This window comes from Bradyrhizobium sp. B120, from assembly GCF_049075665.1.
Taxonomy (GTDB): Bacteria; Pseudomonadota; Alphaproteobacteria; order Rhizobiales; family Xanthobacteraceae; genus Bradyrhizobium.
Genome location: NZ_CP185242.1, coordinates 6,760,104 through 6,772,285 on the forward strand (window position 1 = coordinate 6,760,104; position 12,182 = coordinate 6,772,285).

Annotated in this window: 14 protein-coding genes; 9 read left to right on the forward strand and 5 right to left on the reverse strand. The window is 65.5% G+C overall.

Annotated features, from left to right (window positions below; translation table 11 throughout):
* Positions 1–26: 26 nt before the first annotated feature.
* Positions 27–1,730 (reverse strand): potassium-transporting ATPase subunit KdpA, encoded by a 1,704-nt coding sequence (gene kdpA / locus ACOIX3_RS31365; protein WP_420965821.1) that lies wholly within the window; start codon positions 1,728–1,730, stop codon positions 27–29.
* A 119-nt stretch (positions 1,731–1,849) separates the two neighbouring features.
* A complete protein-coding gene (locus ACOIX3_RS31370) occupies positions 1,850–1,939 on the reverse strand; it encodes a K(+)-transporting ATPase subunit F (RefSeq protein ID WP_016846764.1) in 90 nt (29 codons plus the stop codon).
* A gap of 598 nt (positions 1,940–2,537) precedes the next feature.
* On the opposite strand from ACOIX3_RS31370, the gene ACOIX3_RS31375 reads away from it, so the two are divergent.
* The 6 genes from ACOIX3_RS31375 (at position 2,538) to ACOIX3_RS31400 (ending at position 6,885) form a co-directional block, all read left to right on the forward strand.
* Positions 2,538–3,002, forward strand: a complete 465-nt coding sequence (locus tag ACOIX3_RS31375) for a hypothetical protein (protein ID WP_420965822.1) — start codon at positions 2,538–2,540, stop codon at positions 3,000–3,002.
* 13 nt (positions 3,003–3,015) lie between these two features.
* The gene (locus ACOIX3_RS31380) at positions 3,016–3,291 is read left to right on the forward strand and encodes a hypothetical protein (protein WP_420965823.1); all 276 of its coding nucleotides are present in this window, start codon (positions 3,016–3,018) and stop codon (positions 3,289–3,291) included.
* 113 nt (positions 3,292–3,404) lie between these two features.
* Positions 3,405–3,659, forward strand: a complete 255-nt coding sequence (locus ACOIX3_RS31385; protein ID WP_342712537.1) for a hypothetical protein — start codon at positions 3,405–3,407, stop codon at positions 3,657–3,659.
* 9 nt (positions 3,660–3,668) lie between these two features.
* A complete protein-coding gene (gene dapA / locus ACOIX3_RS31390; RefSeq protein WP_420965824.1) occupies positions 3,669–4,610 on the forward strand; it encodes a 4-hydroxy-tetrahydrodipicolinate synthase in 942 nt (313 codons plus the stop codon).
* A gap of 119 nt (positions 4,611–4,729) precedes the next feature.
* Complete coding sequence (locus ACOIX3_RS31395; RefSeq protein ID WP_420965825.1) at positions 4,730–6,127, forward strand: NfeD family protein; 1,398 nt, start codon at positions 4,730–4,732, stop codon at positions 6,125–6,127.
* Positions 6,124–6,885 (forward strand): slipin family protein, encoded by a 762-nt coding sequence (locus ACOIX3_RS31400; RefSeq protein WP_420965826.1) that lies wholly within the window; start codon positions 6,124–6,126, stop codon positions 6,883–6,885. Before ACOIX3_RS31395 ends, ACOIX3_RS31400 begins: the two co-directional genes overlap by 4 nt.
* Here the strand turns inward: ACOIX3_RS31400 and ACOIX3_RS31405 are convergent.
* Positions 6,855–7,046, reverse strand: coding sequence for a hypothetical protein (locus ACOIX3_RS31405; protein ID WP_420965827.1), 192 nt, complete (start codon positions 7,044–7,046; stop codon positions 6,855–6,857). The genes ACOIX3_RS31400 and ACOIX3_RS31405 overlap by 31 nt on opposite strands.
* 1 nt (position 7,047) lies before the next feature.
* Complete coding sequence (locus ACOIX3_RS31410) at positions 7,048–7,323, reverse strand: hypothetical protein (RefSeq protein ID WP_420965828.1); 276 nt, start codon at positions 7,321–7,323, stop codon at positions 7,048–7,050.
* Positions 7,324–7,581: 258 nt separating this feature from the next.
* Here ACOIX3_RS31410 and corA point away from each other — a divergent pair, with 258 nt between their 5' ends.
* From corA to lon, 3 genes are all read left to right on the forward strand, one after another.
* Positions 7,582–8,598 carry a magnesium/cobalt transporter CorA gene (gene corA, locus ACOIX3_RS31415; protein ID WP_420965829.1) on the forward strand — a complete coding sequence of 339 codons (1,017 nt, stop codon included), beginning with the start codon at positions 7,582–7,584 and terminating at the stop codon, positions 8,596–8,598.
* 178 nt (positions 8,599–8,776) lie between these two features.
* Entirely contained in the window at positions 8,777–9,184 is a 408-nt protein-coding gene (locus tag ACOIX3_RS31420; RefSeq protein WP_420965830.1) for an Hsp20/alpha crystallin family protein, read from the forward strand.
* A gap of 11 nt (positions 9,185–9,195) precedes the next feature.
* On the forward strand, positions 9,196–11,571 hold the full coding sequence (gene lon / locus ACOIX3_RS31425) for an endopeptidase La (RefSeq protein ID WP_420965831.1): 2,376 nt from the start codon (positions 9,196–9,198) through the stop codon (positions 11,569–11,571).
* Positions 11,572–11,898: 327 nt separating this feature from the next.
* Here the strand turns inward: lon and ACOIX3_RS31430 are convergent, their stop codons facing one another.
* Entirely contained in the window at positions 11,899–12,177 is a 279-nt protein-coding gene (locus tag ACOIX3_RS31430; protein ID WP_420965833.1) for a hypothetical protein, read from the reverse strand.
* Positions 12,178–12,182 lie beyond the last annotated feature (5 nt).

Sequence of the window (12,182 nt, forward strand, 5' to 3'; positions counted from 1 at the left end):
GGATGTCACTCCGGACGTATTCAAAATCAGAACAGGGTGTTGGCGTTCATGGCGAGGTGCTCGACGATCGGCCCGAGCGCGAGCGCCGGGAAGAAGGTCAGGCCGCCGATGATCAGGATCACGCCGATGACGAGGCCGACGAACAGCCCGCCGGTGGTGGGGAAGGTGCCCGCCGAGGCAGGGATCGACTTCTTCTCGACCAGCGATCCCGCGATCGCCATCGCCGGCACGATCATGAAGAAGCGGCCGACGAACATCGCAGACGCAAGCGTCAGATTGTAGAACAGCGTGTTGCCGGTGAGGCCCGCAAAGGCCGAGCCGTTATTGCCGGTCGAGGACGTGTAGGCATAAAGCACCTCCGTGAAGCCGTGCGGGCCTGCATTGGCCATCGAGGCCACTGCCGACGGCAGCACCACGCCGACCGCGGTCCAGCCGAGATACATCAGCGGCAGCACCAGGATCGCGAGCATCGCCATCTTGACCTCGCGCGCCTCGATCTTCTTGCCGACATATTCCGGCGTGCGGCCGACCATCAGGCCGGCAACGAAGATCGCCAGCACGACGAACAGCAGCATGCCGTAGAAGCCGGCGCCGACGCCGCCGATGATGACCTCGCCGAGCTGCATGTTGATCAGCGGGATCATGCCGCCGAGCGCGGTGAAGCTGTCATGCATGGCGTTGACCGCGCCGCAGGACGCCGCGGTGGTGACGACGGCGAACAGCGAGGACGCGACGATGCCGAAGCGGACCTCCTTGCCCTCCATGTTGCCGCCGGTGAGACCCAGCGCCTGCAGCGCCGAGGTGCCGTTGGCCTCGGCCCAATAGGTGACGGTGACGCCGGCGACGAACAGGATGCCCATCACGGCCAGGATCGCCCAACCCTGGCGCTCGTTGCCGACCATCCGGCCGAACACGTTGGTCAGCGCGGCGCCGAGTGCGAATATCGAGATCATCTGCACCAGGTTCGACAGCGCGGTCGGATTCTCGAACGGATGCGCAGCGTTGGCGTTGAAGAAGCCACCGCCATTGGTGCCGAGCATCTTGATCGCAACCTGCGAGGCCACCGGCCCGAGCGCGATGGTCTGCTTGCCACCCTCCAGCGTGGTGGCGTCGACATAGGCGCCGAGGGTCTGCGGCATGCCCTGCCAGACCAGGAACAGCGCATAGACGATGCAGATCGGCAGCAGGACGTAGAGCGTGCAGCGCGTGACGTCGACCCAGAAATTGCCGACCGTGCGCATCGACGAACGGGTGAAGCCGCGGATCAGCGCAATCGCCAGCGCGATGCCGGTCGCCGCCGACAGGAAGTTCTGGTGGGTCAGGCCCAGCATCTGGACCAGATAGGACAGCGTGCTCTCGCCGCCGTAGTTCTGCCAGTTGGTGTTGGTGATGAAGGAGATCGCGGTGTTGAAGGAGAGATCCTCGGCAACCGCCGTCTGGCCGGCCGGGTTGAACGGCAACACCGCTTGCAGCCGCATCAGGCCGTAAATGAGAGCGAAGCCGCCGACATGGAACAGCAGCATGGCGACCGTATAGGTCAGCCAGTGCTGCTCGCGCCGCTCGTCGACGCCGCCGACCCAGTAGATGCCGCGCTCGACCGGGCGCAGCACGGGTGAGAGGAAGGTGCGCTCGCCGTTGAACACGCGGGTCATGTACCAGCCGAGCGGTTTGACCAGCGCGACCACGATCGCGCAGAACAGAATAATTTGAATCCAACCGATGACGGTCATTGCGTCAAACCTTTCGAATGGGTGCGAAGCGCAGCAGCGACGCGAACATGCCGAGCAACAGCCCGGTCAACACCGCGTCGGCCAACAGAATTGTGCAAAGCGCTGACATCGCGGGCCGCCTAGAAGCGTTCGGGCCGCAGCAGTGCGTAGGTGAGGTAGAACAGCAGGCCGAGCGAGACGAGGCCGGCGAGCGAGTAATCGAAGATCATCGCCGCCTCCCTTAAAGCCGTTCGCAGGCGTAGGCGTAGCCGATGCCGGCCGCGAAGAAGCCGATCGCGAGCGCCGCCATGAGAATGTCCATCATGAGAGACTCCTATGCATCCGAGGGGCGCGGGCGACCGTATAAGCGCTCCGCGCCGGATGACCGTGAGGTGCCATCCGGGGCATAGGATTTCGAGATGTGACGCATAAGGACGTTATAGGAATCCCATAAGTGGCGATCCGCTCTCCGCCGTCGTCCTGCACCAAATCGACCTGAAGATGCGTACTGCGTCACCCTCCCCTGGAGGGGGAGGGTCGGTTCGCATGGAGCGAAGCGGAATGCGAAACGGGGTGGGGTGATCTCTCAGCACGGGCACTGTCAGACGCGGAGGCACCGTCACCCCACCCCGCTTCGCATCGCTGACGCGATGTGAAGCGACCCTCCCCCTCCAGGGGAGGGTGAAGGGCCCGTTCCATTTTTATGGAATCCCTATATCTCCGCCGCTCGCCTCATCTCGTTTTCAAATGGCTATCCGGCCATTTTGGGCCTGCGGCCAATACCTTGAGCCTAGCCTTCTGGGGCCGCGCCTTCGACGAGATGACGCCATGACAATGCTCTCCCAACCCACCTCCACCGACCTCGGCGAACGGCTGCGCGATGCCTATACAGTGACCGCCGAGTTCATGGCCGACATCATCAGCCAGACCTGCCGGCGCTTTCCCTCGGCTGGACAAAGCGGCAAGAGCGCCCGTGTCGAGCGCCTGATCCAGTCCGGCGCATGGACCGACGCCGCGATCGCGCTGCTCGACCTCGAGCTGCCGCAATGGCAGATCCGCCGCCTGGTCTATGACGAGGGCGAGTGGCATTGCGCGCTGTCGCGCGAACGCGAGCTGCCCGACTGGCTCGACCAGTCGATCGAGACCCACCATGCGGATCTTGCGCTCGCGATCCTCAGCGGCTTCGTCGAGGCGCAGCGAATCTCGGCGCCCGAGAACCGCACCAGCGTGCCGACCGTCCGTCGCGGCATCAGCTCGCTCTACGAGCCGCTCTTCGTCGACAACATCGGCTGATGGCGGCGCCGTCGTGAACGCGAAACAACTGCCGCAGCAGCTGCAGTCGGTCCAGGTCATGGTCCGGTTCGGCTTCCGGCTTGCCATCATGATCGGCTTTGCCGTGTTCGCCGGCGCAGGCTTCGGCAGGGGCCTCGTCACGCTGCTCTGGATGTCGGCGCTGATCTGCGCGCTCGCCGGTATCGCCAAACGCGAGATGCCGTTCGCCACAAATCTCAATCATTGGGACGAGATGACCGCCTATGTCGCGCTGTGCGCGCTCGGGACCGGCATCGTCCAGCACATCTAAGCCCACCCCTCAAATCCTATGCCGCTCCTATGAAGTCGGCCGTCCTCCGCGCTCGATTTCATATCCCGCAAAACAGACATTAACGCGTGACTTCCATCTGAAGGACTATCACCGTGAAACTCGTCGAACCTCCCTCGTGTAGCGCTGTGTCCACCATCGTCTTCATCGGCCGCAACCACCGCGGCCAGTGGGTCGCCCAGCAGCAGAACGGCCTCTATGGCGGCCTGTTCGTCAACCGCGCCCAGGCCGTCAAATACGCGCTGTTCGAGAACGGCCAGCACCCCGAAATGATCGTCGAGCTGTCGCGCGAGCTCGAGCTCGATATGCGCGGCGAGACCGTGCCTCTCCCCGCCAGCCGCGTGGCCTGAGCCACCCCCATGACTGCGAAGGTCATTGCGAAGACGGTTGCGAAAGCGGATTCAGCGGCATGGCTGTCGGGCTTCATCCCCGACCTTCCGACCCCCTTCAACCACCATGACGAGATCGATACCGATGCGTTCGGCCGGCTGTGCGAGCGCCAGATCGCGGCCGGCGCCACGGCGCTGGTGGTCGGAGAGACCGCGGGTGAAAGCTCGACGCTTGAGCCTGCGGAGCGCGCCCAGCTGGTTCGCATCGCAGCCCACATCGCGCGCAGGCGGGTCCGCATCATCGCCGGCGCCGGGTCGAACGCGACCGATCGTGCCGTCACGTTCACGCGCGCGGCGGAAGCGGCCGGCGCTGAAGCCATCATGTCGGTCGTGCCGTATTACAACAAGCCAATGCCGCAGGGCATGGCGGCGCATTTTCGCGCCGTCGCTGCGGCCACGACACTGCCCGTGATCCTGCACGACATCCCGTCGCGGACGGTGAAGGGGCTGGCGGACGAGACGCTGGTTGAGCTCGCAGCATCGCCGCGCTTCATCGGACTGCGAGATGGCAGCAGCGATGTCGCCCGCCTCAGGCGCCTGCGTCCACGCCTGCCGTCGACGTTCCGGATGCTGACCGGCGACGACACCATGTCGCTCGCCTATATGGCCGCCGGCGGTGACGGCTGCATCTCGTCGATCTCGAACGTCGCGCCCGATCTGTGCGTGGCGGTGGCCCGGCACCTGCGTGAGGGCCGGCTGTATCAGGCGCGCGAGCTGCATCAGCGGCTGGTGCCGCTCGCGACGCTGCTCGAGCGCGAGCACCCCGCCGCCCTCAAATTCGCACTGGCGCTGTTGGGGTTCATGCAGCCCGCGACACGGCTGCCGATCGTTCAGCTCAACGGACCGGCGAAGGCCGAGATCGCGCGGGCGATGACCGAAATCGCCGACGAATATCTGGCCGTCGCGCACTGAGCGTGCCACAACGCAGGCCATCGCAACGCACAATGGAATCAGCCCGCCGCGTCCGTGACACCGCGCCATATTGAGGTTCCGGAACGGCATCCCATATCCACGGCAAGGGAGTGCTTGCCGTGCAGACCTTCAAGGCGGCTCTCGTTGTGGCGATCGCCCTGGTCGCTCTGGTTGTTTCCATTGGTCCCGGTACGGCCGCGGACAACAACCGTCTTGCCCTGACCATTTCAATCGACGGAGCGATCGGGCCGGCATCGGCCAGCTACGTCAAGGACGGCCTGGCGAAGGCCGCCGAGCGGCACGCCGAGATCGTCATTCTGCGCCTGAATACGCCAGGCGGTCTCAGCACCAGCATGCGCGAGATCATCACCGACCTGCTGGCCTCGCCCGTTCCCGTCGTCGGCTATGTTGCGCCCTCCGGCGCCCATGCCGCGAGCGCCGGGACCTACATTCTCTATGCGACCCATCTCGCAGCCATGGCGCCCGGCACCAATATCGGCGCCGCGACGCCGGTGCAGATTGGCGGCCCGATGCCGGGTCTGCCGGGCAGCACCCCGGACAAGGACGGCACGGACCAGAAGGACGGCGGCAACCCGTCCACGACCAAGGATACCATGACGGCGAAGGTGACGAACGATGCCGTTGCCTTCATCCGCAGCCTCGCCGAACTGCGCGGCCGCAATGCCGACTGGGCCGAGAAGGCGGTCCGCGACGCCGCCACCCTCTCCGCCAACGCGGCGTTGCAGGCCCATGTCATCGAGTTCACCGCGCATGATCCGGCCGACCTGCTCAGGCAAGTCGACGGCCGGACGGTGGAGCTTGCCGGCGGCAGGACGCAACGCCTGGCGACCAAGGATACCGTGATCGAAGCCATCGATCCCAACTGGATCTCGCGCGTGCTTGCTGTGATCACCGACCCCAACATCGCATTCGTTCTCCTGATGGTCGGCATCTACGGCCTGATCTTCGAATTCATGTCGCCCGGCGCCGTAGCGCCCGGAGTTGTCGGGACGATCTGCCTGCTGCTCGGCCTCTACGCGCTCAACATGCTGCCGATCAACTACGCCGGCTTCGCCTTGATGCTGGTCGGGATGGCGCTGCTCGCGATCGAAGCCTTCAACCCGACTGTCGTGATCGGCCTTGGAGGCATCGTCGCCTTTGTGCTGGGAGCCGCCATGCTGTTCCGGATCGAGGCGCCCGGATACCACCTGTCATGGTCGCTCATCGGCATCGTCGCGGCGATGTTCGCAGGGCTCATTCTGGTCGTGCTCGGGGCGCTGCGCCGCGCGCGCAACGGTCCGTTCCGGACAGGTGCGCAAGCCATGCGCGGGCTACCGGCCGAGGTGCTCGACTGGTCCGAGACATCAGGTCACGTCTTCACCAATGGCGAACGCTGGCAGGCGCGCGGTACCGAGGCGTTCAAGGCCGGAGAGACGGTCGAGGTGGCCAACATCGTCGATTTGACGCTGGTGGTACGGCGTGCGCCGGCGTCCGCCGGCGAAGGAGGTACAGCATGATGCTTGATTATTTCACCTATGCCGCGGTCGTCCTGCTTGTCATCATCTTCCTGACCCAGGCCGTGCGCGTCCTGCGCGAATACGAGCGCGGCGTCATCTTCACACTCGGCCGCTTCACCGGGGTAAAGGGCCCGGGGCTCATCATCCTGATTCCGATGGTGCAGCAGATCGTGAAGGTCGACCTCAGGGTGATGGTGCAGGTGGTGCCACCGCAGGACGTGATTTCCCGCGACAACGTCTCGGTCAAGGTCAACGCCGTCCTCTACTTCCGCATTGTCGATCCCGAGCGCGCCATCATCAAGGTCGGCGACTACATGGCTGCGACCAGCCAGTTGGCCCAGACCACGCTGCGCTCGGTGCTCGGCAAGCACGAGCTCGACGAGATGCTGGCGGAACGCGACAAGTTGAACGCCGATATCCAGGAGACCCTCGACAAGCAGACCGACGTCTGGGGCATCAAGGTCACCGCGGTCGAGATCAAGGACATCGATCTCAACGAAACCATGGTGCGGGCAATCGCCAAGCAGGCCGAGGCGGAACGGCTGCGGCGCGCCAAGGTGATCAACGCGATGGGCGAGCAGCAGGCCGCCGAGAAGCTGGTCGAGGCCGGCCGGATCCTCGCCCAGGAGCCGCAGGCGATGCAGCTCCGCTATTTCGCGGCGCTGCATGACATCGCCGGCGAGCGCTCCTCGACCGTGGTCTTCCCGCTCCCGATGAACCTGCTCGATCACCTGATGCGGCGAAGCGAAGCCACCTGACCCGGCTGATGCTTGGCCCGCCACGCAGGTCCCGGGCCGCGCATGTAATGCGCCTCGGGCCGGTAGCCGCTGATCGGCTCCTCGCCGATCCAGGCGAGGAATTTGAGCATTCCTTCTGCCACGCGACGCAGCAGGGCAGCGATGAATGAAGCCGCGCGCATCTCAGTAATCCCACTTCTCGCCGAGCACGACCGGCGGGCGCGGATATTTCTCGGCATCGCCGCCGAGCATGCCGACATGGAGATGGCTGCGCGCCCAGTCCTCATGGCCGCGATGCAGCAACAGCTCGTTGCGCAGCCGATGGATCTTGGCGGCGGCGATGGCGCGGTGGATGGTTCTGAAAGCAAGGCCGATCCGCCGGATCGTCCGCCGCAGCGTCAGCGGCATGGCACCGGCCGAACCGTGCGGCCGGGCATCGTGGTAATTGAGCAAGGTCATGTCCCACCTTCCTGTTGGCGGCGCGCGCGAGCGCACCGCGTCACCCAAGAACATGCTGGGACGGCCGTAGGAATTCGAGAGGACCCGCCGCGGTGCGGCATAGGGGCCGCATAAAGACCGGCCACCCCGCAGTGGGCACGGGCCGTGCCCCACGCGCCGGAACGCAACGCCTCTGCGTGTGTTGACCGGCGTCCATTCAGTGCTAGCCTTTTGGCAAGCAATAGCGTCAAGCGGGTCCGATAACCGAGGGTGGAGATCATGAACCTCGTATCGCCAACTGTCGCAACCGCCGGACCCGTCCCCTCCGATGGCGTGATCGCGGCAGGCGTCTACGTCGAGGGACGACGCGTTGCCAATATCGCGATCGATGAAGCAGCGGACTGGCGCAACAAGCCGGATCATGTGGTGTGGATCGGCCTGCACGAACCCGACATGACGCTGCTGAGCAGCCTGCAGCGGCAATTCCAGCTGCACGACCTCGCCATCGAAGATGCGGATCACGCGCATCAGCGGCCGAAGATCGAGCAATACGGCGATGCGCTGTTCATCGTGGCCCGCACCGCGCAGCTCGACGGCGAAAGTATCGCGTTCGGCGAGACGCATCTGTTCGTCGGCGAGGGATACATCGTCTCGGTCCGACACGGCGCCTCGACATCCTACACGAGGGTCAGGGAGCGCTGCGAGAGCTGCCCACGCGCGCTTGCCCGGGGCGAGGACTACATCCTCTATGCCATCCTCGACTTCATCGTCGACAACTACTCGCCGGTGCTCGAGGCGATCCAGGACGAGGTCGAGGCGATGGAGGCGGAAGTGCTGGCGAGCGCGATGACGCGGGCGCAGATCGAGCGGCTCTATCTGCTGCGGCGGGATCTGCTGCGGCTGCGCAACGCGATTGGACCGCTAGTGGAGGTCTGCCGCAGGCTGGAACGCGACGATCTGCCGATGGTGCGCGTCACAATGCGCCCGCTGTTCCGCGACGTCACGGACCATGTCCGCACCATCCAGGAACGGATCGACTCGCTGCGCGAGGTGCTTGCCTTTGCGTTTGAAGCAAGCCTGCTGGTCGGTCAGGCGCAGGAAACGGCGATCTCCAAGAAGCTCGCCTCATGGCTTGCGATCGTTGCGGTGCCGACCGCCGTCGCCGGTATCTACGGTATGAATTTCAAGTACATACCGGAGCTGCAATGGGAGTATAGCTATTTCGTCGTGATGGGCCTGATGCTGGCCGCATGCGCCGGGCTGTTCTGGCGATTCAGGCGTTCCGGCTGGCTGTAGGCGGCGATCCGAACATCGAGCCAGTCTGGTCTGGGCAAAGCCCAGCGGCGCAGCGCGACCATGTGCAAATGACCAACAATTTGGACAATTTTTCCCTCGAACGACCCCGCCCGAAGCCGGTTTACCGTCGGCGGCAAGACCGGTAACGTCGCTTCCCAATGCGACGTGGAGAGTGCCCATGCGGCCCAAGGATCAGATCAACTGGATGCTGACGGATGCGATCGAGGCGCTCGCCCGCGCCGAGCGGTTGCACCAGAGCTTCCTCAATTTGCAGCCCAGCGCGGGCGGCAGCGAGCCGAGCTGGGAACCACCGATGGACGTGATCGAGACCGAGGAGGAGATCCTGATCCTGGTCGCGCTGCCGGGGGTCGACCCCGACGAGGTCGAGGCCGCGCTCGACGGCGGCACGCTGGTGATCTCCGGCCGCCGCATCCTGCCCGCTGAGCTGCGCAACGCCCGCATCCTGCGCCTCGAGCTGCCGCAAGGCCGCTTCGAGCGCCGCATCACGCTGCCGACCGGCCGCTACACCATCAGCCGCTTTGCCGCGCATGGCTGCGTCGGCCTGCGGCTCGGAAAATCGAGCTGAGGGATTTCGACATGGCCGCAACAGACATTTCAAATCCGGCGAGCTCGGCGCCGATCCCGAGCGACGCAACGATCATCGTCCCGGTGCGCAACACCGTGCTGTTTCCGGACGTCATCATCCCGATCACGATCGCGCGCGCGACCTCGATTGCCGCCGCCCAGCAGGCGGTGCGCGAGCAGCGGCCGATCGGCATCCTGCTGCAGCGTAATCCCGAGGCCAACGATCCCGGACCCGACGGGCTCTATCGTGTCGGAACCGTCGCCAACATCGTGCGCTACATCACCGGCGCCGACGACAGCCATCATCTGGTCTGCCAGGGCGTGCAGCGCATGCGCGTGCTCGACTACCTGCCCGGCACCCCGTTCCTGGCGGCGCGCGTGCTGCAGATCCCCGAGCCGACCACGACCTCGCCCGAGATCGAGGCGCGCTTCCTCAACCTGCAGCGCCAGGCGCTGGAGGCGGCGCAATTGCTGCCGCAGACGCCGCCCGAATTGATCGCCGCGCTGCAGGGCACGACCTCGCCGGCGACGCTGGCCGACCTCGCGACCTCCTACATGGACATCAAGCCGGCGGAGAAGCAGGACATCCTGGAAACCGTCGATCTCGTGGCGCGGATGGACAAGGTCTCGCGGCATCTTGCCGAGCGCATCGAGGTGCTCAGACTGAGCCAGGAGATCGGGCAGAAGACCAAAGCCGTATTCGACGAGCGGCAGCGCGAGGCGATCCTGCGCGAACAGATGGCGACCATCCAGCGCCAGCTCGGCGAAGGCGACGGCAAGGCCGCCGAGGTTGCCGAACTGACCAAGGCGATCGCAGAAGCCAAGATGCCGCCGGAAGCCGAAAGCCAGGCGCAGAAGGAATTGCGCCGCTACGAGCGGATGCCGGAGGCGGCGGCCGAATCCGGCATGGTGCGCAGCTATCTCGACTGGCTGATCGACCTGCCCTGGAGCATTCCGGAGGAGAAGCCGATCGACATCGCGGAAGCGCGCAAGATCCTCGACCAGGACCATTATGGGCTGGAGAAGATCAAGAGCCGCATCATCGAATATCTCGCGGTGCGCAAGCTCGCGCCCGGTGGCAAGGCGCCGATCCTCTGCTTCCTCGGGCCGCCCGGCGTCGGCAAGACCTCGCTCGGCCAATCGATCGCGCGCGCGATGTCGCGCCCGTTCGTGCGTGTCTCGCTCGGCGGCGTGCATGACGAGGCCGAGATCCGCGGCCACCGCCGCACCTATATCGGCGCGCTGCCGGGCAACATCATCCAGGCCATCAAGAAGGCCGGCGCGCGCAACTGCGTGATGATGCTGGACGAGATCGACAAGATGGGCCGCGGCATCCAGGGCGATCCGTCGGCCGCGATGTTAGAGGTGCTCGACCCCGAGCAGAACGGCACCTTCCGCGACAATTATCTCGGCGTGCCGTTCGACCTCTCGCGCGTCGTTTTCATCGCCACCGCCAACATGCTCGACGGCGTCCCCGGCCCGCTGCTCGACCGCATGGAGCTGATCAGCCTCGCCGGCTACACCGAGGACGAAAAGCTCGAGATCGCCAAGCGCTACCTGGTGCGGCGCCAGCTCGAGGCCAACGGGATCAAGGCCGATCAGGTCGAGATCGATCCGGACGCGCTGCGGCTGATCATCAAGAGCTACACCCGAGAGGCCGGCGTCCGCAATCTGGAGCGCGAGATCGGCAAGGTGCTGCGCAACGTCGCGGTGCAGATCGCCGATGGCAGCACCAGCCACGTCACCATCGCACCGAAGGACATCGTGTCGCTGCTCGGCCAGCCCAGGTTCGAGAACGAGATCGCGATGCGCACCAGCATCCCGGGCGTTGCCACCGGGCTTGCCTGGACGCCGGTCGGCGGCGACATCCTGTTTATCGAGGCCTCGCGCACCCCAGGCCGCGGCGCGCTGATGATCACCGGACAGCTCGGCGACGTGATGCGCGAGAGCGTGCAGGCCGCGCTGACGCTGGTGAAGAGCCGCGCCTCGCAGCTCGGCATCGACCCCGCGGTGTTCGAGAAGAGCGACATCCACGTCCACGTTCCCGCCGGCGCCACGCCCAAGGACGGCCCGAGCGCAGGTGTTGCGATGTTCACCGCCCTCACCTCGCTGCTGACCGATCGCACCGTGCGCAGCGACACCGCGATGACCGGCGAGATCTCGCTGCGCGGCCTCGTGCTGCCGGTCGGCGGCATCAAGGAGAAGGTGGTCGCGGCCGCGGCGGCGGGCCTGACGCGGGTGATGCTGCCGGCGCGCAATAAGCGCGACTACGACGACATCCCCGCCGGCGCCCGCGCCAAGCTCGAGTTCATCTGGCTGGAGCGCGTCGACGAGGCGATTGCGGCCGCGCTGGAGCCGGCCAAGGCGACACCCGCCGCGGCGGAGTGATCCGCGGGCGGAGGGATGAAGCTCCACGTCGATCATCTCGCCCTGGGCTTGCCCCTCTCCCCGACCCTCCCCCGCAAGGGGGGAGGGAGCCTGACGAGCGTGCTCACTTCACATGCAGATGGTCTCATCGGATCAATGGATGGACGACAATGATTGGTTTGTTCGCGCCGTTCACCGTCTCACAGCGCTAACGCCCAACATCGAGCCGAACGTAAGGGAATCACCGGCGGAAGGGTTCCCTCCCCCCTTGCGGGGGAGGGTTAGGGAGAGGGGTACCGCGCGGCGTACTCTCTCCGCTCAAGTTCAGCGCATTGGAAGCGGTCGCGCTCAGCTCTTGGCCATGCAGTCCGAGATATAGAACCAGCGGTCGTCGCCGGTCAGTCCCTTCTGCTTCACCTCTTTGCGGCAGGCCTTGAGCTTGGGCTTGTTGGCGCGCCACTGCTCCTTCATGGCCTTCAATTTATCCATCGTCAGCTTGATCTTCGACGGCTTGGCCGTGGTGGTGGCGGCCGGTGCGGGTGCTGCCGGCGCCGCGGTCTGGGCTGACGCGGCATGAAGCCCTACGGCGAGCAGCGCGGCGGCAAGGCAAATCCGGGTGCGAAACATTGAAA

Excerpts from the sequence above, each read along its gene's own strand:
- ACOIX3_RS31430 (WP_420965833.1), bottom strand. The coding sequence starts at position 12,177 with ATGTTTCGCACCCGGATTTGCCTTGCCGCCGCGCTGCTCGCCGTAGGG.
- ACOIX3_RS31375 (WP_420965822.1), top strand. The coding sequence starts at position 2,538 with ATGACAATGCTCTCCCAACCCACCTCCACCGACCTCGGCGAACGGCTG.
- ACOIX3_RS31420 (WP_420965830.1), top strand. The coding sequence starts at position 8,777 with ATGCGGCCCAAGGATCAGATCAACTGGATGCTGACGGATGCGATCGAG.
- ACOIX3_RS31410 (WP_420965828.1), bottom strand. The coding sequence starts at position 7,323 with ATGACCTTGCTCAATTACCACGATGCCCGGCCGCACGGTTCGGCCGGT.
- lon (WP_420965831.1), top strand. The coding sequence starts at position 9,196 with ATGGCCGCAACAGACATTTCAAATCCGGCGAGCTCGGCGCCGATCCCG.
- dapA (WP_420965824.1), top strand. The coding sequence starts at position 3,669 with ATGACTGCGAAGGTCATTGCGAAGACGGTTGCGAAAGCGGATTCAGCG.
- ACOIX3_RS31370 (WP_016846764.1), bottom strand. The coding sequence starts at position 1,939 with ATGATCTTCGATTACTCGCTCGCCGGCCTCGTCTCGCTCGGCCTGCTG.
- kdpA (WP_420965821.1), bottom strand. The coding sequence starts at position 1,730 with ATGACCGTCATCGGTTGGATTCAAATTATTCTGTTCTGCGCGATCGTG.
- ACOIX3_RS31405 (WP_420965827.1), bottom strand. The coding sequence starts at position 7,046 with ATGCGCGCGGCTTCATTCATCGCTGCCCTGCTGCGTCGCGTGGCAGAA.
- ACOIX3_RS31400 (WP_420965826.1), top strand. The coding sequence starts at position 6,124 with ATGATGCTTGATTATTTCACCTATGCCGCGGTCGTCCTGCTTGTCATC.
- corA (WP_420965829.1), top strand. The coding sequence starts at position 7,582 with ATGAACCTCGTATCGCCAACTGTCGCAACCGCCGGACCCGTCCCCTCC.